This is a genomic window from Pseudonocardia xinjiangensis (assembly GCF_012911925.1).
Classification (GTDB): Bacteria; Actinomycetota; Actinomycetes; order Mycobacteriales; family Pseudonocardiaceae; genus Pseudonocardia; species Pseudonocardia xinjiangensis.
Window position 1 is genome coordinate 1 of record NZ_JAAXKY010000065.1, and the last position, 20,653, is coordinate 20,653.

A 20,653-nucleotide genomic window follows, 5' to 3' on the forward strand; every position below is an offset into this window, starting at 1 on the left:
GTCAGGGGCCGGGGTCAGCGGGGGACGAAGCGCACCCGGAAGGTGGTCGGCCAGAGCTTCCCGGTGATCAGGAACTCGCCGTTGCCCAGCGACGCGATCCCGTTCAGGACGTCGGTGTGGGAGCGCTGCTCCGGGGTGAGCAGGCCGCTCGCGTCGATCACTGCGGTGACGTTGCCCGTGCCCGGGTCGATGCGCACGATCCGGTCGGTCTGCCAGACGTTGGCGTAGACCTGCCCGTCCACGCACTCCAGCTCGTTGAGCTGGGTGACCGGCTGCCCGTCGAGGGTGACGGCGACGGAGCCGGTCTCGGCGAACGTGGTGGGGTCCTGGAAGTGCAGCCGGTTGGTGCCGTCGCTGCGCACCAGCCTGCCCCCGTCGTGGCAGAGCCCCCAGCCCTCGCCGGTCAGCGGCACCTCGCGGAGCAGCGTGAACGTGTTCCGGTCCCACTCCAGCACGACGTGGTCGCGCCAGGTGAGCTGCCAGATGCGGTCCCCGACCACGGTGATGCCCTCACCGAACAGCTGCCGCGGCAGCGGGACCGACCGGCGGACGGCGCCGGTCACCGGGTCCAGCTCGCGCAGCTGGGACTGGCCGGCGAGGCCGGTGCCCTCGTACAGGCTGCCGCCGGCGAGCTCGAGGCCCTGCGTGAACGCGGCGGCGCAGCCGGCGACCGTCAGCAGCAGTGCTCCGACGAGTGCACGCCCGAAGGTCATGGCGGAGAGGGTGGCACAATCCCTTCGGTGGAAGCCGTAGCGACCCTCGACCCGCCCGTCCGGCTCGTGGATGCGGTGGAGCAGGCCCGCGCCGCCGCCGTCGACGAGGCCGCTCTCGACATGGGAGCCCGGGCCGCCGCTGATGCGGTCGGGGAGCACCTCGAGGCCGTCTCGGAGGGGCCGGGGGGTGTCACCCACTACTTCGCCGCCACCCACGGCGGCTACCGCGGCTGGCGGTGGTCGGTCACGTTGGCCTGCGGCGGTGACGACACCCCGATCACCGTGAGCGAGGTCGTGCTGCTCCCCGGGGCGGACGCGATGGTGGCGCCGGCCTGGGTGCCGTGGGAACGGCGGATCCGGCCCGGCGACCTCGGCGTCGGTGACCTGCTGCCCACGCCGGAGGGCGACGAGCGGCTCGTTCCCGGCTACCTCGCCTCCGACGACCCCGCCGTGGAGGAGGTCGTGCTGGAGGTCGGCCTCGGTCGCCCCAAGGTGCTGTCGCACCGCGGGCGCGAGCTGGCGGCGCAGCGGTGGTTCGAGGGCACGCACGGCCCGGCCTCCGACATGGCCCGCTCCGCCCCGGGTCGCTGCGGGATGTGCGGGTTCTTCCTGCCGATCGCGGGGTCGCTGCGCGGGGCGTTCGGGGTGTGCGGCAACGAGTACGCGCCGGCCGACGGCGCGGTCGTGGCCGTCGGGTTCGGCTGCGGGGCCCACTCCGACGTGCAGGTCGAGCCCGTCTCGCCGGTAGCCGTCGCCGAGCTCGTGTACGACGACGGCGTCGACCTGGAGCCGGTCGGCAAGGAGTGACCGCACCCAGCGTCGGCGGATCGCGCGTCGACTTCGATCCTTTCGGCACGGCTGCTCTGCGCGCCGCCGTGCTCGACTCGTGGGCGGGTTCGCCCACCCGCTTCCGGGAGGACGCCAACGCCGAGGAGGACCTGCGCCTCGGCGGCTACGCCGACGCCTGGTTCGTCGAGCTCGCCCAGAACGCCGCCGACGCCGCCCGGTCCGCCGGGGTGGCGGGGCGCCTGCGCGTCGACCTCGTCGACGGCGAGCTGCGGGTGGCCAACACCGGCACGGCACTGGACGCGGCGGGGGTGGCGGCGCTCGCATCGCTGCGCGCTTCGGCCAAGCGCGACGATCCGGGGGCCGTCGGCCGGTTCGGTGTCGGCTTCGCGGCGGTACTGGCCGTCTCCGACGCGCCCCGCGTGGTGAGCAGCGCAGGCGGGGTGGCGTTCTCCGCGGCCCGCACGGCCGAGGCGGTCGCCGCGCTGCCCGGCCCGGCGGCGGAGCTGGCCCGCCGCGACGAGCCGCCCGTGCTGCGGCTGGTGTGGCCCGTCGACGAGGAGCCGCCCGCGGGGTTCGACACCGAGGTCCGGCTGCCGCCGCGTCCCGGCGTGGACGTCAACGCACTGCTCGCGCAGGCCCGCGACAACGCGTCCGACCTGCTGCTCGCCCTGCCCGACCTCGCCGAGATCGCGGTGGGGGACCACGTCGTGGCGCGGGTGGACGGTCCGGTGCCCGGCGAGGTGACGATCGGCTCGCGGCGCTGGCTGCTCGCCCGGCGCAGCGGCACGCTCGCCGCCGCCGATGCGCACTCGCAGGCCACGGAGGAGCGGGAGCGCCGGGACTGGTCGGTCTGCTGGGCGCTGCCCCTCACCGCGGACGGCGCCCCCGACCCGCTGGGCGAGGACGTCCTGCACGCACCGACGGCTGCCGCCGAGCGGCTCGCACTGCCCGCGCGGCTGATCGCCACCGTGCCGCTGGAGCCCGACCGACGTCGCGCCCGCTCCGGCCCCGCCACCGACCGGGTTCTGGCCGGTGCGGCGGAGGCGTACCTCGACCTCGTCCGCGAGGTGCCGGCCGCCCAGCGGCTCGCGCTCGTGCCCGAGCCGGGTTTCCCGCGCTCCGAGCTCCACGGGCGGCTGCGTGACCTGCTCCTCGACGCCCTGCGCACCGCAGCCTGGCTGCCCGGTGCCACCGGCGTCGAGCTCGTGCCGGGCCGCGCGGAATGGCTCGACCTGCCCGGCGTCGACCTCCCCGACGCGCCGCTGCCCGCGTTGCTCGCCGAGGCCGGGTTCGACCGGCTGCTCGGGTCCATGTCGGCCGGCCCGGTCTCCCGCTCGGTCCGGGCGCCGACCGCCCTGGCCGAGCTGGGCGTCCACCGGCTGACGGCCACGGAGCTGGTCACGCGGCTCTTCGGCGTCGAGCGGCCGCCGTCGTGGTGGCGTGCCCTGTACGCGGAGCTGGCACCGCTCGCCGAGATCGTTCCCGGCCTGGTCGACGAGCTGCGGGCCCTCCCGGTCCCGCTCGCCGACGGTCGCGTGGCCGCCGGTCCGGCGACGGTGCTCCTGCCGCCCGAACAGGCCGCGGAGGCCGGTCCGACCGGAGCTGTCGGCCGCATCGCGGCGCTCGCGCTGCCCGGCCTGCACGTGGCCCACGCGGCCGCGGTGCATCCGCTGCTCACCCGGCTCGGCGCGGCCGAGGCCGACCCCGCGGGTCTGCTCGAACACCCGGCGCTGGCCGAGGCCGTGGAACGCTCCGTGGACGACGCCGAGGCCGGGCTGGACACCACGGCACTGGCCGAGGCGGTGCTGGAGCTGGTCGCCGAGGTCGGCGCCGTGCCCGCCGGCCTCGCCGCGCTGGCGCTGCCCGATCGCGAGGGCCGCCCCGCCCGGGCCGACGAGCTGATGCTGCCCGACGCCGCGCTGCGCCCGCTGCTCGCCGCGGACGTCCCGCTCGACGTCCTCGACCCGGAGTTCGCGGCGCGCGTGCCGCGGTCGGCGCTCACGGCCGTCGGCGTGGTGGACGGGTTCGCGGTGCTCGTCGACGAGGAGCCGGTGGCACCCGACCACGACCTCGACGACGAGGAACGCTGGTGGGACTCCCTCGACACCCCGCCGGCGCGGCTCGTCGCGGTCCGCGATCTCGACCTCGTCGACGACGACGCGTGGCCTGCCGCGCTCGCGCTGCTCGGGGCCGAGCGCGAGACGCGGGCCGCGCTCATGGCGCCCGGCTCGTACACCGCGTGGTGGCTGGCCCGGCACGCCCGGATCGGCGGCCGCCGCCCCGCCCACTGGCGCCTCCCGACCGCGCACGACCTCGCGCCGCTGTACGAACCGCCGCCCTGGCCCGAGGGGTCGCCCGCCGACGTCGACGAGGCCGTACTGACGGTGATCGGGGTGCGGGCCGATCTCACGATCTCCGACAGCGCGGTGGCCGCCGACCTGCTCGCCCGGCTGGTCGACCCGACCCGGCATCCCGACGCCGCGCTCGTGGCCGACGCGCACGAGGCACTGGCCGAGGCGGTCGCGACCGGTCGCGTGGACTCCGCGGACATCGACATGCCGGAGCAGGTCAGGGCGCTCGACGGCTCCATCGCGGACGTCGACGTCGCCATGGTGCTCGACGCGCCCTGGCTCGCCGCGGTGCTTCCGGCGGGCGAGCTCGTGACGGGCGGCGATCCGGTGGCGCTGGCCGAGCTGCTGGACCTGCCGGTGGCGTCCGAGATCGTCGCCGCGGACGTGGAGGGTCCGGGACGGCCGGTCCGCTGGGCGGCGATCGGCGAGGTCGTCGTGGCGTGCCACACGCTCGGGGTACCCGTGCCCCGCGGCGAGCTCTCCGTCCACGACGAGCTGTGGGTGGCCGTCCGGCGCCCGCTCACGGGCCGGTTCAGCGTTCTGAGCTGGCGCGACGCCTCGGGACGGTGGCATGCCACCGACCCGCTGCGTGCCCTGCTCGGCCTCCTGACCGAGGACGACGCCCTCGGGTGAACGGCCGGATCGCGTGCTAGACAGGACGCTGTGACCCTCGCCAGCGACGGTGCGACACGGCGGCCCCGCCGGGTCTGCCTGCTCTCCGTGCACACGTCGCCCCTGGAACAGCCGGGCACCGGTGACGCCGGAGGCATGAACGTCTACATCGTGGAGACCGCCACGCGGATGGCGCAGCGCGGTGTCGACGTCGAGATCTTCACCAGGGCCACCTCGTCGGAGAACCCTCCGGTGGTCGAGCTCGCGCCCGGCGTGCTCGTCCGCCACGTGGCGGCCGGTCCGTTCGAGGGCCTCGGCAAGAACGACCTCCCGAGCCAGCTGTGCGCCTTCACCGCAGGCGTACTGCGCACCGAGGCCCGTCACGAGCCCGGCTACTACGACGTGGTGCACTCGCACTACTGGCTCTCCGGTCAGGCCGGCTGGCTCGCCCGCGACCGCTGGGGCGTCCCGCTGGTGCACAGCGCCCACACGCTGGCGCGGGTGAAGAACGCGGCGCTGGCCGACGGCGACCCGCCCGAACCGATGGTGCGGGTGATCGGCGAGGACCAGGTGGTGGCCGAGGCCGACCGGCTCATCGGCAACACCGACGAGGAGACGCGCCAGCTCGTCGAGCTCTACGGCGCGGATCCGCAGCGGACCGTCGCCATCGCGCCGGGCGTCGACCTCGTGCGGTTCACCCCCGGCGACCGTGCTGTCTCCCGCAGTGTGCTCGGCCTCCCTCCCGACGCGATCGTGCTCGCCTTCGTCGGACGCATCCAGCCGCTCAAGGCTCCCGACGTGCTGCTGCGTGCCGCGGCCGAACTGCTGCGCCGCGACCCCGCGCTGCGCTCGCGGCTCGTCGTGCTGGTCGCGGGTGGCCCGTCCGGCAGCGGACTGGCCGAGCCGACTGCCCTGCACGAGCTGGGTGCGTCGCTCGGGATCACCGACGTGCTGCGCTTCCTGCCGCCGCAGACCCGGGAGAGCCTGGCGCACGTCTACCGGGCGGCCGACGTGGCCGCCGTGCCGAGCTACAACGAGTCCTTCGGGCTGGTGGCGCTGGAGGCGCAGGCGTGCGGCACCCCGGTGGTCGCGGCGCAGGTCGGCGGGTTGCCGGTCGCGGTCGCCCACGAGCGCTCCGGGTTGCTGGTGCCCGGGCACCGGGCGGAGCAGTGGGCCGACGCGCTGGCCGCGGTGGCCTGCGTCCCCGGCCGGCGCGACGAGATGGGTGCCGCGGCGGTGCGGCACGCCCGGATGTTCTCCTGGGACCGCACGGCCGACGCGCTGCTCGACACCTACACCGAGGCGGCAGCGGAGTACGCGGAGCGCCAGGGGCTCGTCGTGCGCCCGACCACCCCGGTGCGATGAGCACCGACGACGTCGCCGCCGTCGAGGCGACGGTGGCAGCGGCACTCGCCGAGCTGGAGGTCGACCACCACCGGCGCGACTCGGGGCAGTTCCTCGTGACGCTGCCCGGCACCAACCGGCTCCAGACGCACTGCTGGCTCCTGGTCGGGGAACACGCGTTGTTCGTGCAGGCCTTCGTGTGCCGGCAGCCCGACGAGGACCACGACGTGGTCTACCGGTTCCTGCTGCAGCGCAACGCCCGGCTCTACGGCGTCCACTACGCGCTGGACCGCATCGGCGACATCCACCTCATCGGCAGGCTCGGCCTGCACGCCGTCACCACCGCGGAGCTGGACCGCGTGCTCGGGCAGGTGCTCGAGGCCGCCGACGGCGACTTCAACACCCTCCTCGAGCTCGGCTTCGCGTCCTCGATCCGGCGGGAGCACGCCTGGCGGCAGGGACGCGGGGAGAGCCTCGCCAACCTGAAGGCGTTCGAGCACCTCTTCGGCTGATTGCCGGTTCGGCAAGAACACTTGTCACTCCGGCGTCGCGAGACGGACAGTCGGCGCATGGACGACAACACGCACTCCGACGTCATCGTGATCGGCGGTGGCGCCGCCGGCCTCAGCGGCGCGCTGACGCTGGCCAGAGCGCGCCGCTCGGTACTGGTCCTCGACGACGGTCATCCCCGCAACGCCCCCGCCGACGGGGTGCACGGATTCCTGTCCCGCGACGGCATCGCGCCGTCCGAGCTCGTCGGCCTCGGCGCCGCCGAGGTGACCGGCTACGGCGCCACGATCCTCCGCACCCGGGTCACGTCGGCCCGCCCGGACGGCGCCGGCTTCGTGGTCGGCACCGACAGCGGGCGGACCTTCACCGCGCGCCGGCTTCTGGTGACGACCGGGCTGGTCGACGAGCTGCCCGACCTCCCGGGCGTGGCGCCACGCTTCGGCCACGACGTCCTGCACTGCCCCTACTGCCACGGCTGGGAGGTCCGCGACCAGCCGATCGGCGTGCTGGGCACCGGGCCGTTCGCCGCGCACCAGGCGCTGCTGTTCCGGCAGTGGAGCGACGACGTGACCCTGTTCCTGCACACCGCACCCGCCCCGGCCCCCGATGAGTCGGAGCAGCTCGCCGCCCGCGGGATCACCGTCGTCGAGGGCGAGGTCGCCGCACTGGAGAGCTCCGACGACCGGCTCACCGGCGTGCGGCTGGTCTCGGGGCGCGTCGTTCCCGTGCGGGCGGTGACGGTCATGCCACGCTTCACCGCCCGGAGCGACGTCCTCACCGGGCTCGGCCTCACGACCGTGGAGCACCCCATGGGCATCGGCACGCACATCGAGACGGACGACCGGGGCCTGACCGCCGTGCCCGGGGTATGGGCCGCGGGCAACGTCACGGACCTTCTCGCCCAGGTCATCGGGGCCGCCGCGGCAGGCGTCATGGCCGGGGCGGCGATCAACGCCGATCTCATCGCCGACGACACCCGCGTCGCCGTGGAGCGCCACCGCGAGTTGCAGCAAAGCCACGTTGCCGCAACGGGACTGCCTGAACGTGGCTTTGCTGCAACCGCTGGGGAGCTCCGATGACGGACGAACGTTTCACGGCACCGTTCTGGGACGAGCGCTACGGCTCGGTCACCCGCATCTGGAGCGGTGAGCCGAACCCGCAACTCGTTGCGGAGGCCGCGGGCCTCGCGCCGGGCACCGCTCTCGACGCCGGGTGCGGCGAGGGAGGCGATGCCTACTGGCTCGCGCGGCAGGGATGGCGGGTGACCGCCGCGGACGTCTCCGCCGTGGCCCTGGAACGCGCCGCCGCCCACGCCGACCCGGACATCGCCGACCGGATCACCTGGCAGCAGGCCGATCTCCTCGCCGGGTGGGCTCCCGAGCCGCTCGCCTACGACCTCGTCAACGTGCAGTTCGTGCATTTCCCCAGCGCGCTGCGGGGGCCGGTGTACGCACGTCTCGCCGTGGCGGTGGCGCCGGGCGGAGTCCTGCTGATCGTCGCGCACCACCCCTCCGACCTGGCGACGACCATGCCCCGGCCGCAGGAGCCCGACCTGTTCTTCACGGCCGAGGAGCTTGCGGCCTCCCTCGACCCCGGCCAGTGGGACGTGCTCGTCGCCGAGGCCAGACCGCGGCTCGCCACCGACCCGGAGGGCCGGGAGGTCACCATCCACGACGCCGTACTCGCGGCACGGCGGCGCTCGTGATGTGATCGTGATGTCGAGGGACCAACCTCGGCACGGGCGGCCACCGTCCTCCTCCCGGAACCCGGTCGTACCGGGGCGAGGAGGCGGTGACGGTGACCCGGTGGCACAGACGTAGGTCGGCGCTGGTGGCGGTAGCGGTGCTCGGGGTACTGGCGGTCGGCACGGGTGTGGTGCTGACCGGCTACTCCGAGCCCGGCCCCGCCAGGTCCACGGCCGTCGCGCCCGCTCACCCCCGGCCGGTGCTGCCGGGCGGCGAGGAGAAGAGCGCCTTGACGGACGCGGCGGCCGGGGCCGTCGCTCCCGGTTTCGCCGCGGACGGCGGCCGCGCGGCTGCGCTCCCACCCGACCGCACGCCCGGGCCAGGCCTCCCGGTGGGCACGGTGCAACGGTCGCTGGTGCGCACGGCGCAGCTCTCCGTCGAGGTGGCCGACCCGGCGGCGTCGTCCCGGCAGGTCCGGACCGCGGCCGCCGCAGCAGACGGGCTGGTCACGGAGGAGCAGTCGAGCGACACCGGGAGCTGGGTGGTGCTGCGCGTGCCCGCCGAGTCGCTGGAGCGGCTCATCGATGACATCGCGGCGATCGGGCGCGTGGTCGGGCGCTCGACCCAGGTGCTCGACGCCACCGAGGAGGTCGTCGACCTCGACGCGCGGGTCGCGAGCCAGCAGGCGAGCGTCGCGCGCGTGCGCGGGCTGCTCGCCCAGGCCGCCTCCATCGGTGACGTGGTGGCCATCGAGTCCGAGCTGTCGCGTCGCGAGGCCGACCTCGACTCGCTGACGAGCAGGCTCGAGGCTCTGCGCGAGCAGGTGGCGTTGTCGATGTTGACGGTGGATCTGCGGGCGACGGGCACGCCCCCCGCGGCCGACCCGGCGCCTCCCGGTTTCCGGGACGGCCTCGCCTCGGGCCTGGCCGGGCTGCGCACCCTCGGTTCGGCTGCGCTGGCGGTGGTCGGGTTCGTGCTGCCGTTCCTGCCGGTGCTGGCCGTGCTGGGCGGGATGGCCTGGCTGGTGCGTCGCCTCGTGCGGGCCCGGCGGACACCGGCTGTGGCGGGAGCAGGCGGGCGGAGCGGCCCGGGATCTGAGGGCGAGTCCGGAACCTAGCGGCGGGACCCACGGCGGCCCGGGCCGGCCGACACGCGCGGTCGCGGTGCGGCCCGGAACGGTCATTCTGGGGCGGCGGGTAGCGCCGCCTCGCCCAGCTCAATACCGGCGCCTCCAGCGCCGCAGGGTCGACGGCGCGGGTAGCACCCGACGCTCGGGCCCCAGCTCGATGCGGGTCCGCGGGGTCCCGCTGTTCGTGCCCTCCAGCGTCAGGGTCCGGGTGCCCTCGGGCACGTGGACGCTCAGGGAGGTTCCCTCGTGCAGCGTGACGTGGACCTCGCGCAGCTGGGCCCCGTCCACGGCGAGCGCCGTGACAACCACGCCGGTGACGCGGTCCGCTTCCCGCGATCCGTTCACGGCTGCATCCCCGTGGCACGTGCCTGGCGCGCCAGGGCGTCGATCGCTGCGGCGTGCAGGGAACACGGCCACGGCATGTGCCCGGCGCGGCCGTTCGGACATCCCCGGCACCGACCGAGCCGGTCGGCCACGTGCGCACGCAACAGCCGGTCGGCCATGCCGGATTCGGCCGCGATGAACACGGTCAGCTCGTGGATCATCGCTCGGTGCCCGGCATGTCGTCCCCCGGTTCTCAGCCTCGGTCGGTCGACCCGGGCCGGCAAGGACACCGAACCGGGAACGACCTGGTCCCGTAGCCTGGCGAGTGCAGCCAGTCACCGGAACCGGTTGCCCGTCTACTGCCGTCTACAGGGGTGGCGCCGTGTCCGAGCTGGGCAGGAACCTGCGCACGGCTCGGGAGGCCGCGGGGGTGAGCCTGGCGGCGCTGGCCCGCCGGACGCACTACTCCAAGGCGCTGTTGGGGCATCTGGAGACAGGGGTTCGGCACGTCCGGCCGGAGCACGTCACCGCCTATGCGCGAGCGCTCGGAGTGGCCGTGGACGGGCTGTATGGTCCGCCGCAGGACCCGCTGCGGGTGGCACACAAGTGGCTCGTGTCCGACTCGCCCGTCACTGCGCACAACGCCGCCGGTCGACGGGTCGGCCCGAGTCTCGCGAGCGAGCTGGAACGGCGCGTGATCGAGCTGCGCCACCTCGACGACGTCGTCAGCGGGGCGGACCTGCTCCCGGCGGTCCGCAAGGAGCTGTCCGACGCTGAGTACGTCGTGGCCGAAGCGAGCTACGCAGAGGAGACCGGTCGGCGGCTGCTCACGGTCGTGGGCGAGCTCGCACAGCTCGCCGGCTGGGTCGCGAGCGACGCCGGCCAGTACGTCGAGGCCCAGCGCGTCTACCTGTCCGGGGTCTCGGCCGCCCGCTCGGCCGGTGACGACGCGTTGGCCGGTCAGCTCCTCTCGTCGCTCAGCTACCAGATCGCGAATGTCGGCGACCCCGCCGATGCGGCCCTGCTGGCCCGCTCGGCGGTGAAGGGCGCCGCGGACACATCCCCTCTGGTACGCGCGCTGCTGCTGGAGCGCGTCGCGTGGGCCGGCGCGCGGTGCCGAGACCGCGACGGCGCCCGCCGGGCACTCGACGGCGTGGACGAGGCCTACGAGGCTCGCTCGCCCGCCGTCGCCGAACCGGAATGGGTGTACTGGCTGGACCGGCGCGAGATCGACGTCATGGCTGGGCGGTGCCTGATCGAGTTGGGCGACCCTGCGGCCGCGGAACCGCTCCTGTCGGCCGCGATCGACGCGTACACCCCGGAGCACGCGCGCGAGGTCGCCCTGTACCGGACCTGGCTCGCGGAGTCCTACGCACGGGCCGGCGAGTTCGACGTGGCCCGGGATGTGCTCGGCAAGGCCGAGACGGCCGCGAGCCGGCTCAGCTCCGCTCGGCTGCACCTCCGCGTGCAGGACGTCGCGCGGCTGCTGCCCGGCGCAGCCTAGGAGCCGGAGGGCGAGCGGTCGGGTGGTTGGATCGTGCCCGGGTCGCCTCCATGGGGCGATCCAGGCCCCAGCCGGCGTTCCAGTCGCTCCGGCTCGACGGGGGTCTTGTGCTGGAGCGGGCGGAGCGGCCCGGGATCTGAGGGGGAGTCATGAACTCGGGCCACTCCGCGATAAACCGCCACATCGGCCACGCGATCGGGGGCACCGCGCGGTCGTGGGCTCCGGATCACGGCGAGGGGACGCCGTGCCCGGCTCGGTGCCGGCGAGTGGGGCTCGCCAGACCGACGCCGATCACGATGACAGTGAATCATGACCAGAACAACACTTTCGTGTTACCCCATTCGGGTGTTTCGGTCACTGGTCACCCGGGGTCACGCTGCACTTACAGTGAGATCGGCCACTCGATACGCCGTTCGGCGGATCCCGAGGTGCCGTAACTGCCCCCCAAGGAGGCGTGGGAATGCCCGTTCGCAGCCCGTACCCGGACGTCGAGATCCCGGACATGTCGCTCTTCGACTTCCTTTTCGACGACTTCGGCGAGAGGGCCGATCGCCGGGCGTTCGTGGACGGCGGGTCAGGCGTCTCGCTGACCTTCGCCGACCTGAAGCGGATGGTGCTCAGACTCGCTGCGGCGCTCGCGGAACGCGGCGTCGGAGCGGGTGACGTGGTCGGGCTCTTCGCCCCGAACACGCCCTACTACCCGGTGGTGTTCCACGGTGTCCTGCGGGCCAACGCGATCGTCACCAGTGCGAACTCGCTCTACACGCCGGGCGAACTGGCCCACCAGCTCACCGACTCGGGCGCCAAGCTGCTGTTCACGGTCTCGGCGTTCCTCGACCGCGCCACCGCGGCCGCCGCCCAGGCCGGCCTGCCGCCGGAGTCGATCATCCTGCTGGACGCGGCCCCGGAGACGGGCCGTTCCTCGCTGCGCGACCTGCTGGGCACCGAGGCCGAGCCCCCCGCGCAGACGGTGGGGGCAGCGGACACCGCGGTTCTGCCGTACTCCTCGGGCACCACCGGCCGTGCCAAGGGCGTGATCCTGACCCATCGCAACCTGGTGGCGAACCTCCTGCAGATCGCGAAGCCGTCGAACGTCACCCCGGACACCACGATCCTTGCGGTGCTCCCGTTCTTCCACATCTACGGGATGACCGTGATGATGAACCAGGGTCTGCACCGGCAGTGCACAGTGATCACAATGCCCAAATTCGATCTGCAGGAATTCCTTCGGGTCATCTCGGAGTACCGGATCAACCGCATCTACATCGCGCCGCCCGTGGCTGTCGCGCTCGCCAAGCACCCGATCGTCGACAAGTACGACCTGTCCTGCATCGACGTGATCTTCTCCGGAGCGGCCCCGCTCGACGCCGAGCTCGGCCGCGCCGTCGCCGCGCGCCTGGGCTGCACCGTGCTGCAGGGCTACGGGATGACCGAGCTGTCCCCGGTGAGCCACGCCATGCCGGACGACCGTCCCGACCTCGACCTCAACAGCTCCGGGTTCGCCCTCCCGAACATCGAGAGCAAGCTCGTCGACCCGGAGACCGGCCAGGAGGTCGGCGCGGGCGAGCGCGGCGAGCTGTGGGTCAGGGGACCCAACGTGATGAGCGGCTACCTCAACAACCCGGAGGCCACCGCGATCACCCTGGACGACGAGGGCTACCTGCACACCGGCGACGTCGCCACCGTGACCGAGGACGGCGTGTTCTCGATCGTCGACCGCGTCAAGGAGCTGATCAAGTACAAGGGCTACCAGGTGCCGCCCGCCGAGCTGGAGGCGCTGCTCCTGACCCACGACAAGATCGCCGACGCCGCGGTCATCGGGGTGAAGGACGCCGAGGGCGAGGAGGTGCCGAAGGCGTTCGTGGTCCTGCAGGCCTCGGGTGCGGACCTCACCGCCGAGGACGTCATGACCTTCGTCGCGGAGCGGATCGCGCCGCACAAGAAGGTGCGGGTGGTGGAGTTCATCGACGAGATCCCGAAGTCGGCGTCGGGCAAGATCCTGCGCAAGGACCTCCGCGCGCGGGAGGCGGCGACGAGCTGAGCCGTCGGTACGGAACGCGCGAGTGCCCCGGCGCACCACCGGGCGCCGGGGCACTCGTCGTCTACTTCCGCACGCGGAAGCGGAGCATCGTCACGGGACCTGACTGCGTGTTGCTGAAGGGTTCCAGGTCGATCCTGCCGAGGCCCGAGGTCGAGAAGCGCACGCCGTCACCGAGCAGCACCGGCACGACATACACCAGGACCTCGTCGACGAGCCCGCGCTGCAGGCACTGACTGGCCATGTCGGCACCGAGGATCTCCAGGTTCTTCCCGCCCGCGGCGGCGCGCGCCGTGGCGACGGCCTCCGCGAGGTCGCAGGTGAGAAATGTGACCCCTTCCGGCTCGTCCGGCGGCCGGTGCGTCAGGACGAACACCGGCCCCCCGTCGTAGCCAGTGTTCTCGGCGGACATCCGCTTGGCGGCCTCGTGGGTGCCCCGGCCGATGAGCATGGCGCCGGTGGCCGCCATGACCTCGGGAAACAAGTCCTCTTTCAGGTAGTCGAAGACCCAGTCCATCGCGTTGTCGGGGCCTGCGATGAAGCCGTCCAGCGACATCGCCCTGTTCACGACGACCTTGCCCAGGCCGGCATCCGTATCGCTCATGCCGGTGATGATCCGGCGCAAGCCACGAACTCATCGGCGTCGGCGGAAAGATCTGCGGACCGCTCCGAACGACCGCCCCGGGCGCAGGCCGCACACCGGCCCCGGCTTCCGTTCGGCTCGGAGGTTGGGCATGCTGGCTCGTGACGTGACTGGCGGCTCGGGGATGGGCAACCATCGGGGAGCTTCATCGCCGGGGGTCGACCGCCTGGGTCCCCGCGCCGAGGTCACGTGCCATGGCTTCCACCACCAGCACCGCACGCATGCTGCCGGGCGCACCCGTTGCGCGACGGCTGCTCGACGACGTCGCAGAGCGGTCGCGCGCTCTCCGTGAGTCCGGGACGGTCCCGTCGCTGGCCACCATCCTGGTCGGGGACGACGCCGCCAGCGCCGGCTACATCCGCATCAAGCAACGGCAGGCCGCGGATCTGGGCTTCTCCTCGCCCCACGTCCACCTGCCCGCCGACACCACAGAGGACGTGCTGCACCACGCGATCGCCGACCTCAACGACGACCCGGCAGTGCATGCCCTGCTGATCCAGTACCCGGTTCCGGATCACCTGGACTACGCGGCAGCTCTCATGGCCGTCGCGCCCGACAAGGACGTCGACGGGATGCATCCGACCAACCTCGGCCGGCTCGCAGCGGGCATCGCCGGCCCGACGCCCTGCACGCCGGCCGGGATCGAGGCCCTCCTGGCCCACTACGAGATCCCCATCCGAGGCAGGGAGGTCGTGATCCTCGGCCGCGGTGCGACGCTCGGCCGTCCGTTGGCCATGCTGCTGGCCCAGAAGCGCCCCACGGCCGATGCCGCAGTCACCGTCGTGCACACCGGGGTCGAGGACTGGGCCCGCTACACCCGCCGCGCCGACGTTCTGATCGCCGCAGCCGGAGTGCCGGGGATCGTTCAGCCCGAGCACGTCCGGCCTGGTGCCACCGTCATCGGTGGCGGCGTCCGCTACGCAGGCCGTCGGCTGCTGCCCGACGTCGACGAGTCCTGCGCCGCGGTCGCCGGAGCCATCACACCGAGAGTGGGAGGGGTCGGCCCGACCACCGTCGCCATGCTCTTCCAGAACGCGATCGCTGCCGCTGAGCGCGCACTCCGCCGTCAGGCGCCGATGTAGGCCGCGAGGTGCTCGCCGGTGAGGGTGGAGCGGTCGGCGACGAGGTCGGCGGGGGTGCCCTCGAAGACGATCCGGCCGCCGTCGTGGCCTGCGCCCGGGCCGAGGTCGATGATCCAGTCGGCGTGCGCCATGACGGCCTGGTGGTGCTCGATGACGATCACCGACTTGCCGGCGTCGACGAGCCGGTCCAGCAGGCCGAGCAGGTGCTCGACGTCGGCGAGGTGGAGGCCGCTGGTCGGCTCGTCGAGGACGTAGATGCCGCCTTTCTCAGCCATGTGGGTGGCCAGCTTGAGCCGCTGGCGCTCGCCGCCGGACAGCGTGGTGAGCGGCTGGCCGATGGTGAGGTAGCCGAGCCCGACAGCGGAGAGCCGGCCGAGGATGGCGTGCGCGGCCGGGGTGCGGGCCTCCCCGGCGCCGAAGAACTCCTCGGCCTCGGTCACCGACATCGCGAGCACCTCGCTGATGTCCCGGCCGCCGAGGTGGTAGGTCAGCACCGACGCCTCGAACCGCTTCCCCTCGCAGTCCTCGCAGGTGGTGGCCACTCCGGCCATCATCGCCAGGTCGGTGTAGATGACGCCGGCGCCGTTGCAGGTGGGGCAGGCGCCCTCGGAGTTGGCGCTGAACAGCGCGGGCTTCACCCCGTTGGCCTTCGCGAACGCCTTGCGGATCGGGTCGAGCAGCCCGGTGTAGGTCGCCGGGTTGCTCCGGCGCGACCCGCGGATCGCGCCCTGGTCGATCGCCACCACCCCGTCCCTGCCGGACACCGAGCCGTGGATCAGTGAGCTCTTGCCCGACCCGGCCACGCCGGTCACCACGACCAGCACGCCGAGCGGGATGTCGACGTCGACGCCCTGCAGGTTGTGGCGCTCAGCGCCGCGCACCTCCAGCGCACCCGACGGCGTCCGCACCGACGGCTTCAGTGCGGCGCGGTCGTCGAAGTGCCGTCCGGTGAGCGTGCCGCTGGCCCGCAGCCCCTCGACGGTGCCCTCGAACACCACCTCGCCGCCCGCGGTTCCGGCGCGCGGACCGAGGTCGACGACGTGGTCGGCGATCGCGATCGCCTCCGGCTTGTGCTCCACGACCAGCACGGTGTTGCCCTTGTCGCGCAACTGCAGGAGCAGGTTGTTCATCCGCTGGATGTCGTGGGGGTGCAAGCCGATGGTGGGCTCGTCGAAGACGTAGGTGACGTCGGTGAGCGAGGACCCGAGATGGCGGATCATCTTGGTGCGCTGTGCCTCGCCGCCCGAGAGCGTGCCCGACGGCCGGTCGAGGGACAGGTAGCCCAGCCCGATCTCCACGAACGAGTCGAGGGTCCGGCGCAGCGTGGTCAGCAGCGGCGCCGCCGACGGCTCGTCCACCCCGCGGACCCACGCGGCCAGGTCGCTGATCTGCATGGCGCAGGCGTCGGCGATGCTGATCCCGTCGATCTTCGACGACCGGGCCGCCTCGCTGAGCCGGGTACCGCCGCACTCGGGACACGTGGCGAAGACGACCGCGCGGTCGACGAACGCCCGGATGTGCGGCTGCATCGCCTCCCGGTCCTTGGAGAGGAACGACTTCTGGATCTGCGGGATCAGGCCCGCGTACGTCAGGTTGATCCCCTCGACCTTGATCTTGGTCGGCTCCTTGTGGAGCAGGTCGTGGAGCTCGCGCTTGCTGAACCTCCGGATCGGCTTGTCCGGGTCGAAGTAGCCGCAGCCGCGGTAGATGCGGCCGTACCAGCCGTCCATGCTGTAGCCCGGGACCGTGAGCGCGCCCTCGTTGAGTGACTTGGTGTCGTCGTAGAGCGCCGTCAGGTCGAAGTCGGACACCGAACCCATGCCCTCGCAGCGCGGGCACATGCCGCCGGTGATGCTGAACTCGCGGCGCTCCTTCACCTTCTGCCCGCCGCGCTCCAGGGTGACGGCACCCGCTCCACTGATCGAGGCGACGTTGAACGAGAACGCCTGCGGCGAGCCGATGTGCGGACGGCCGAGCCGGCTGAACAGGATGCGCAGCATCGCGTTGGCGTCGGTGACGGTGCCGACCGTGGAGCGGACGTTGGCCCCCATCCGCTCCTGGTCGACGATGATCGCGGTGGTCAGCCCGTCGAGCACGTCGACGTCGGGCCGCGCCAGCGTCGGCATGAAGCCCTGCACGAACGCGCTGTAGGTCTCGTTGATCATCCGCTGCGACTCCGCGGCGATCGTGGCGAACACCAGAGAGCTCTTCCCGGAGCCGGACACGCCGGTGAACACCGTCAGCCGGCGCTTCGGGAGCTCCACACTGACGTTCTTGAGGTTGTTCTCGCGCGCGCCGTGCACGCGGATCAGATCGTGGCTGTCGGCGACGTGCAGCGCAGGAGACAGCGGGTCCGTCCTCATGGCCGTGCTCATCGTGGCTCCATCTGTCGCTCGGGGCGCGGTCGCGGTGTCCGTCGGTGTCATGTCTCGAGAGCGGCGCGCCGCCCGTCCACCGGGGTCACCGCACCTCGAAGATGCGGATCATGTTGCCTGCAGGGTCGCGGAAGGCGCAGTCGCGGACGCCCCACGGCTGGGCGGTCGGTTCCTGGACGACCTCGGCGTCGCTCGCCTGCAGCTGCTCGAAGGTGCTGTCGAGGTCCTTGGTGGCCAGGTTGATGCCGGCGTAGGTGCCCTTGGCCATCATCTCGGCGATGGTGCGGCGCTCGTCGTCGGTGATGCCGGGGTCAGCGGCGGGCGGGTGCAGCACGATGGACGTGCCGGGCTGGTCGGCGGGGCCGACCGTGATCCAGTGCATCCCCCCGTACTCGACGTCGTTGCGGACCTCGAAGCCGAGGATGTCGCGGTAGAAGGCCAGGGACGCCTTCGGGTCGTCGTGGGGGAGGAATGTCTGGTAGATGCTGATGTCCATGGCGGTCACGCTAGGTGCGGCACGGTGACCGGTGCTTCTCGATTCCTGATCGGTCTGGTCACCTGTTTCGCGACGCACGGCGGCATCCCGGCCGTCGCGCGCCCGACCTGGTCCCGGTAGACGCTGGGCGGCACCCCGACCAGCTCGGTGAAGCGGGTGCTGAAGGTGCCCAGCGACTGGCAGCCGACCGCGAAGCAGACCTCGGTGACGCTCAGGTCGCCCCGCCGCAGCAGCGCCATCGCGCGCTCGATGCGCCGCGTCATCAGGTAGGAGTACGGCGACTCGCCGTAGGCGCGCCGGAACTCACGGCTGAGGTGCCCGGCCGACATGTGTGCACCGCGGGCGAGCGCCTCGACGTTGAGTGGTTGGGCGTACTCCCGGTCGATCCGGTCGCGGACGCGGCGCAGCAGAGTGAGATCGCGCAGGTGCTGTGCCGTGGGTGGCCTGCTGGTCACCGCGAGATCGTGCCACGTCACGCCGCGGAGAGACACTGTCTGCGCTCGGCGGGCGCCGGGAACCGGGCTGGACCTGGCCTACGGGGCGCTCGACTTCGTGGTCGACCCCGGAGGGAGACCGGGTGCTCCGGGCTCGGTGTCGAACCCGAACTGCGCTGCCAGTGCCCGCGTGGCGAGAGCCTGCGGGACGCACCGCAACGCCGCGTCCCGCAGGCGGGCCCGGGCCCCGGTGAGCCGGAGTACCCGGTTCATCCTGCGGGCGTCTCGCTGTAGGGCGCCCGTACGAGGGTGCCGGCGGGCGGAGTAGGCAATCAGGGCGTGGGGCACGTCTGCGGGGCCCGCTCCGGCGAGCTCGTTCCCGAGGACCACAGCGTCCTCGAACGCCTGGCAGGCGCCCTGCCCGAGGTCGGGGGTCATCGCGTGGGCCGCGTCGCCGAGCAGAGCCACCCTTCCGACGGCGAGCACAGGAAGCGGCCATCTCAGTTGGGCCGTCTCGACCACGTGCACGCCCTCGGGCGGAGTCGCGTCGATGAGCGCGGTGACGCTCGGGTGCCAGTCGGCTCGGCGGCTGCGCAGCCATCGGTGCCGTTCGTCCGCCGTGGCGGTCGAGGCTCCGTCCTCCGCGCTCGCCCGCCAGGCCGAGTACCAGTAGATCCCGTCGTCCATCGGAAGACAGCCGAACCGGTCTCCGGTGCGGTGGTCCAGCAGCTCGCCGGCCACCATCGGCACGTTCGCCGGAGCCACAGCGGCGATGGCGCGCGCGGCCTTCTCGCCGGAACCGGCCAGGCCGGGATGGTCCGGGAACAGGGTGCTCCGGAGCCTGCTCCCGGCACCGTCCGCGACCACGACGGCGTCCGCCCGCAGGTCCGCCGCCCCGTCGAGCTCGACGTGCGCCCCCACCTCGCGCACCGTGGTGACCGCGCAGCCCGTGCGGACGGCGTCGGCGGGGAGCGCCTCGGCCAGCAGACCGTGCAACCACGGCCGGGGCACGGCCACGAACGGTGCGCCGACGTGCTCGGCCATCGCGACCTGGTCGGTTGTGATCAGGGGGCGACCGTGCCGGTCACGCAGGGCAGCACCGCCGTCGAGCGGAACGGCGCGGGCCCGCACGGGTTCACCGAGTCCGAGCGCGTCCAGCGCCAGTACCCCGTTGGGCGGGAGACCGATTCCGGCGCCGGTCTCACGCAGCTCGGGCGCTCGTTCGAGCACCGTGACCTCATGGCCTGCCCGGTGGACGGCGAGTGCCGCCGCCAGCCCGCCCAGGCCCGCTCCTACCACGACGATGTGCATCTGCAGCCCCCCTCTACGCTTGTAGAGACCATACGGCAGAATGCTCTACACGGGGTAGAGGAAAATTGAGCGATCGACGCACGGAGATCCTCGACGCGGCGCTGCATGTGCTGGCGGAGCAGGGCATGCGAGGCCTCACTCATCGGGCGGTCGATGCTGCCGCCGGGATCCCGCCCGGAAGTACCTCCTACTACTTCCGCAGTCGCTCCGCCCTGGTCGCCGGGTGCGTCGAGCGGCTGCTGGAGATCGACGTGCAGGTCGACCTCCCGGTGGTGCGGTCCGGAGCGACGGACGTCACGAGCCTCGCGGCGGTGCTCGCTTCGGTCTGCGTCGCGATGGTGACGGAGGAGCGGTACCGCACCCTGGCCCGCTTCGAGCTGACACTTGCGGCAGTGCGTGATGAGCACCTGCGTGCCGAGTTGCTGCGGGGCGGTGACACGATCCGCCGCCTGACCGCGGACCTGGTGCGCCCCCTCGGAGCGACGGACCCCGACCGGTCAGCCGATGAGCTGGCTGCCACGCTCGACGGACTGATCCTCACTGCCCTGGTGCGGGGTACGCAGGACGAGTCGGCGCTGGCTTCCTGGTTGCGCACGGCGCTGGAGCGCGCGCTGCGGGCCCAGCCCGGGGTTGGGCTCGGAAGATCTTCTCCAGACGGCTGATCCACTGCTCCCAGCCGTCCCGCAGCGTCTCGTAGTACGAGGGCTCGAACTCGGGACCGGCCGCTCACGGGGGGTCGGGCCAGGGGTCCACCACCAGGTCGGGCCATTCCCGCTGCCAGCGCCGCGCCTTCGCCTCGTAGACCGCGCGCGGCGCCAGTCGCGGGTTCGGGCGGACCCGCTTCGCGAACAGGTCGGCGTAGCCGTGCGGCGCGTAGTCCACCAGCTCGCCGCCGACCGTCCGCGAGACACCGAAGCAGCAGGTCGTGGACGCGAAGTGGTCGATCGCGTCGGTCGAGCCGGTGAAACGGACGCCGGGGACGCCGAACCGGGCCTCGTACCAGAGATGGACGCGTGCCTCGTTGCGCACCTCGACCGTCACCCCGAGGTCGGCGAACAGACTGTGGGCCCGGCGGATCACCGCGTCCTCGGCCTCGTAGGACAGGTCCGAGGAGTCGTAGTAGAAGAAGTCGTAGTCGGCGATGCCGGCTCCGGGGTCCCGCCCGTCCAGCACGTTCCACACGGTCTGGAACACCGCCCCGGCGGTCAGCCACCAGTCCGGGACGCCGAGTGCCGCCCCGCGGAGAAGGATTGCCTCGTTCACCGGGTTCCGGCGGACGAGGGTCAGGAAACGGTCGCGCTGCTCCACGGGAG

At 72.9% G+C, this 20,653-nt stretch carries 20 protein-coding genes and 1 riboswitch; of the genes, 11 read left to right on the top strand and 9 right to left on the bottom strand.

All coding sequences use genetic code 11. From position 1 onward, the window contains the following. Positions 1–14: 14 nt before the first annotated feature. Entirely contained in the window at positions 15–713 is a 699-nt protein-coding gene (locus HF577_RS19720) for a glutaminyl-peptide cyclotransferase (protein ID WP_169397381.1), read from the bottom strand. A 27-nt stretch (positions 714–740) separates the two neighbouring features. Here HF577_RS19720 and HF577_RS19725 point away from each other — a divergent pair, with 27 nt between their 5' ends. From HF577_RS19725 to HF577_RS19755, 7 genes are all read left to right on the top strand, one after another. Then, entirely contained in the window at positions 741–1,520 is a 780-nt protein-coding gene (locus tag HF577_RS19725; protein WP_312859243.1) for a DUF3027 domain-containing protein, read from the top strand. Further along, entirely contained in the window at positions 1,517–4,486 is a 2,970-nt protein-coding gene (locus HF577_RS19730) for a sacsin N-terminal ATP-binding-like domain-containing protein (protein ID WP_169397382.1), read from the top strand. Before HF577_RS19725 ends, HF577_RS19730 begins: the two co-directional genes overlap by 4 nt. Positions 4,487–4,516: 30 nt before the next feature. Continuing rightward, complete coding sequence (gene mshA / locus HF577_RS19735; RefSeq protein WP_169397383.1) at positions 4,517–5,830, top strand: D-inositol-3-phosphate glycosyltransferase; 1,314 nt, start codon at positions 4,517–4,519, stop codon at positions 5,828–5,830. Then, positions 5,827–6,321 (top strand): type III secretion system chaperone family protein, encoded by a 495-nt coding sequence (locus tag HF577_RS19740; protein WP_169397384.1) that lies wholly within the window; start codon positions 5,827–5,829, stop codon positions 6,319–6,321. Before mshA ends, HF577_RS19740 begins: the two co-directional genes overlap by 4 nt. 57 nt (positions 6,322–6,378) lie before the next feature. Further along, positions 6,379–7,398, top strand: a complete 1,020-nt coding sequence (locus HF577_RS19745; protein WP_169397385.1) for an NAD(P)/FAD-dependent oxidoreductase — start codon at positions 6,379–6,381, stop codon at positions 7,396–7,398. Next, on the top strand, positions 7,395–8,024 hold the full coding sequence (locus HF577_RS19750; protein WP_169397386.1) for a class I SAM-dependent methyltransferase: 630 nt from the start codon (positions 7,395–7,397) through the stop codon (positions 8,022–8,024). The genes HF577_RS19745 and HF577_RS19750 overlap by 4 nt, the downstream gene beginning before the upstream one ends. An 86-nt stretch (positions 8,025–8,110) precedes the next feature. Next, positions 8,111–9,121: a DUF4349 domain-containing protein gene (locus tag HF577_RS19755; protein WP_211174533.1), complete on the top strand. Its 1,011-nt coding sequence runs from the start codon at positions 8,111–8,113 to the stop codon at positions 9,119–9,121. 99 nt (positions 9,122–9,220) lie between these two features. Here HF577_RS19755 and HF577_RS19760 read toward each other — a convergent pair whose 3' ends face one another. Together HF577_RS19760 and HF577_RS19765 are read right to left on the bottom strand one after the other, a co-directional pair. Next, positions 9,221–9,478, bottom strand: a complete 258-nt coding sequence (locus tag HF577_RS19760) for a hypothetical protein (RefSeq protein WP_169397388.1) — start codon at positions 9,476–9,478, stop codon at positions 9,221–9,223. Beyond that, on the bottom strand, positions 9,475–9,678 hold the full coding sequence (locus HF577_RS19765; protein WP_169397389.1) for a hypothetical protein: 204 nt from the start codon (positions 9,676–9,678) through the stop codon (positions 9,475–9,477). The genes HF577_RS19760 and HF577_RS19765 overlap by 4 nt, the downstream gene beginning before the upstream one ends. Before the next feature lie 161 nt (positions 9,679–9,839). Here HF577_RS19765 and HF577_RS19770 point away from each other — a divergent pair, with 161 nt between their 5' ends. After that, positions 9,840–10,961, top strand: a complete 1,122-nt coding sequence (locus tag HF577_RS19770; RefSeq protein ID WP_312859244.1) for a helix-turn-helix transcriptional regulator — start codon at positions 9,840–9,842, stop codon at positions 10,959–10,961. Positions 10,962–11,421: 460 nt separating this feature from the next. Further along, positions 11,422–13,002 carry an AMP-binding protein gene (locus tag HF577_RS19775; protein ID WP_169397391.1) on the top strand — a complete coding sequence of 527 codons (1,581 nt, stop codon included), beginning with the start codon at positions 11,422–11,424 and terminating at the stop codon, positions 13,000–13,002. A 61-nt stretch (positions 13,003–13,063) separates the two neighbouring features. Here HF577_RS19775 and HF577_RS19780 read toward each other — a convergent pair whose 3' ends face one another. Then, positions 13,064–13,624 (bottom strand): dihydrofolate reductase family protein, encoded by a 561-nt coding sequence (locus HF577_RS19780; protein ID WP_407692219.1) that lies wholly within the window; start codon positions 13,622–13,624, stop codon positions 13,064–13,066. Between the two features lie 114 nt (positions 13,625–13,738). Next, positions 13,739–13,821: riboswitch (ZMP/ZTP riboswitch) on the top strand. A gap of 15 nt (positions 13,822–13,836) precedes the next feature. Between HF577_RS19780 and HF577_RS19785 the strand changes: the two genes are divergently transcribed. Next, entirely contained in the window at positions 13,837–14,724 is an 888-nt protein-coding gene (locus HF577_RS19785; protein WP_169397392.1) for a bifunctional 5,10-methylenetetrahydrofolate dehydrogenase/5,10-methenyltetrahydrofolate cyclohydrolase, read from the top strand. Here HF577_RS19785 and HF577_RS19790 read toward each other — a convergent pair. From HF577_RS19790 to HF577_RS19805, 4 genes are all read right to left on the bottom strand, one after another. Continuing rightward, complete coding sequence (locus HF577_RS19790; protein WP_169397393.1) at positions 14,709–17,099, bottom strand: ATP-binding cassette domain-containing protein; 2,391 nt, start codon at positions 17,097–17,099, stop codon at positions 14,709–14,711. The two genes, HF577_RS19785 and HF577_RS19790, sit on opposite strands and share 16 nt — an antisense overlap. 85 nt (positions 17,100–17,184) lie before the next feature. After that, positions 17,185–17,595 carry a VOC family protein gene (locus HF577_RS19795; protein WP_169397394.1) on the bottom strand — a complete coding sequence of 137 codons (411 nt, stop codon included), beginning with the start codon at positions 17,593–17,595 and terminating at the stop codon, positions 17,185–17,187. Between the two features lie 5 nt (positions 17,596–17,600). Beyond that, the gene (locus HF577_RS19800) at positions 17,601–18,050 is read right to left on the bottom strand and encodes a helix-turn-helix transcriptional regulator (RefSeq protein WP_169397395.1); all 450 of its coding nucleotides are present in this window, start codon (positions 18,048–18,050) and stop codon (positions 17,601–17,603) included. 78 nt (positions 18,051–18,128) lie between these two features. Next, positions 18,129–19,340, bottom strand: coding sequence for an FAD-dependent oxidoreductase (locus HF577_RS19805; RefSeq protein ID WP_169397396.1), 1,212 nt, complete (start codon positions 19,338–19,340; stop codon positions 18,129–18,131). Positions 19,341–19,405: 65 nt separating this feature from the next. Here HF577_RS19805 and HF577_RS19810 point away from each other — a divergent pair, with 65 nt between their 5' ends. Next, the gene (locus HF577_RS19810; RefSeq protein ID WP_169397397.1) at positions 19,406–20,002 is read left to right on the top strand and encodes a TetR/AcrR family transcriptional regulator; all 597 of its coding nucleotides are present in this window, start codon (positions 19,406–19,408) and stop codon (positions 20,000–20,002) included. A gap of 64 nt (positions 20,003–20,066) precedes the next feature. Here the strand turns inward: HF577_RS19810 and HF577_RS19815 are convergent, their stop codons facing one another. After that, positions 20,067–20,648, bottom strand: coding sequence for a nucleotidyltransferase family protein (locus HF577_RS19815; protein WP_169397398.1), 582 nt, complete (start codon positions 20,646–20,648; stop codon positions 20,067–20,069). Positions 20,649–20,653: the final 5 nt, after the last annotated feature.

What these genes read in the sequence shown, in the direction of transcription:
- HF577_RS19720 (WP_169397381.1), bottom strand. Translation starts at nt 713, where the DNA reads ATGACCTTCGGGCGTGCACTCGTCGGAGCACTGCTGCTGACGGTCGCC.
- HF577_RS19740 (WP_169397384.1), top strand. Translation starts at nt 5,827, where the DNA reads ATGAGCACCGACGACGTCGCCGCCGTCGAGGCGACGGTGGCAGCGGCA.
- HF577_RS19745 (WP_169397385.1), top strand. Translation starts at nt 6,379, where the DNA reads ATGGACGACAACACGCACTCCGACGTCATCGTGATCGGCGGTGGCGCC.
- HF577_RS19750 (WP_169397386.1), top strand. Translation starts at nt 7,395, where the DNA reads ATGACGGACGAACGTTTCACGGCACCGTTCTGGGACGAGCGCTACGGC.
- HF577_RS19765 (WP_169397389.1), bottom strand. Translation starts at nt 9,678, where the DNA reads ATGATCCACGAGCTGACCGTGTTCATCGCGGCCGAATCCGGCATGGCC.
- HF577_RS19775 (WP_169397391.1), top strand. Translation starts at nt 11,422, where the DNA reads ATGCCCGTTCGCAGCCCGTACCCGGACGTCGAGATCCCGGACATGTCG.
- HF577_RS19785 (WP_169397392.1), top strand. Translation starts at nt 13,837, where the DNA reads ATGGCTTCCACCACCAGCACCGCACGCATGCTGCCGGGCGCACCCGTT.
- HF577_RS19790 (WP_169397393.1), bottom strand. Translation starts at nt 17,099, where the DNA reads ATGAGCACGGCCATGAGGACGGACCCGCTGTCTCCTGCGCTGCACGTC.
- HF577_RS19795 (WP_169397394.1), bottom strand. Translation starts at nt 17,595, where the DNA reads ATGGACATCAGCATCTACCAGACATTCCTCCCCCACGACGACCCGAAG.
- HF577_RS19805 (WP_169397396.1), bottom strand. Translation starts at nt 19,340, where the DNA reads ATGCACATCGTCGTGGTAGGAGCGGGCCTGGGCGGGCTGGCGGCGGCA.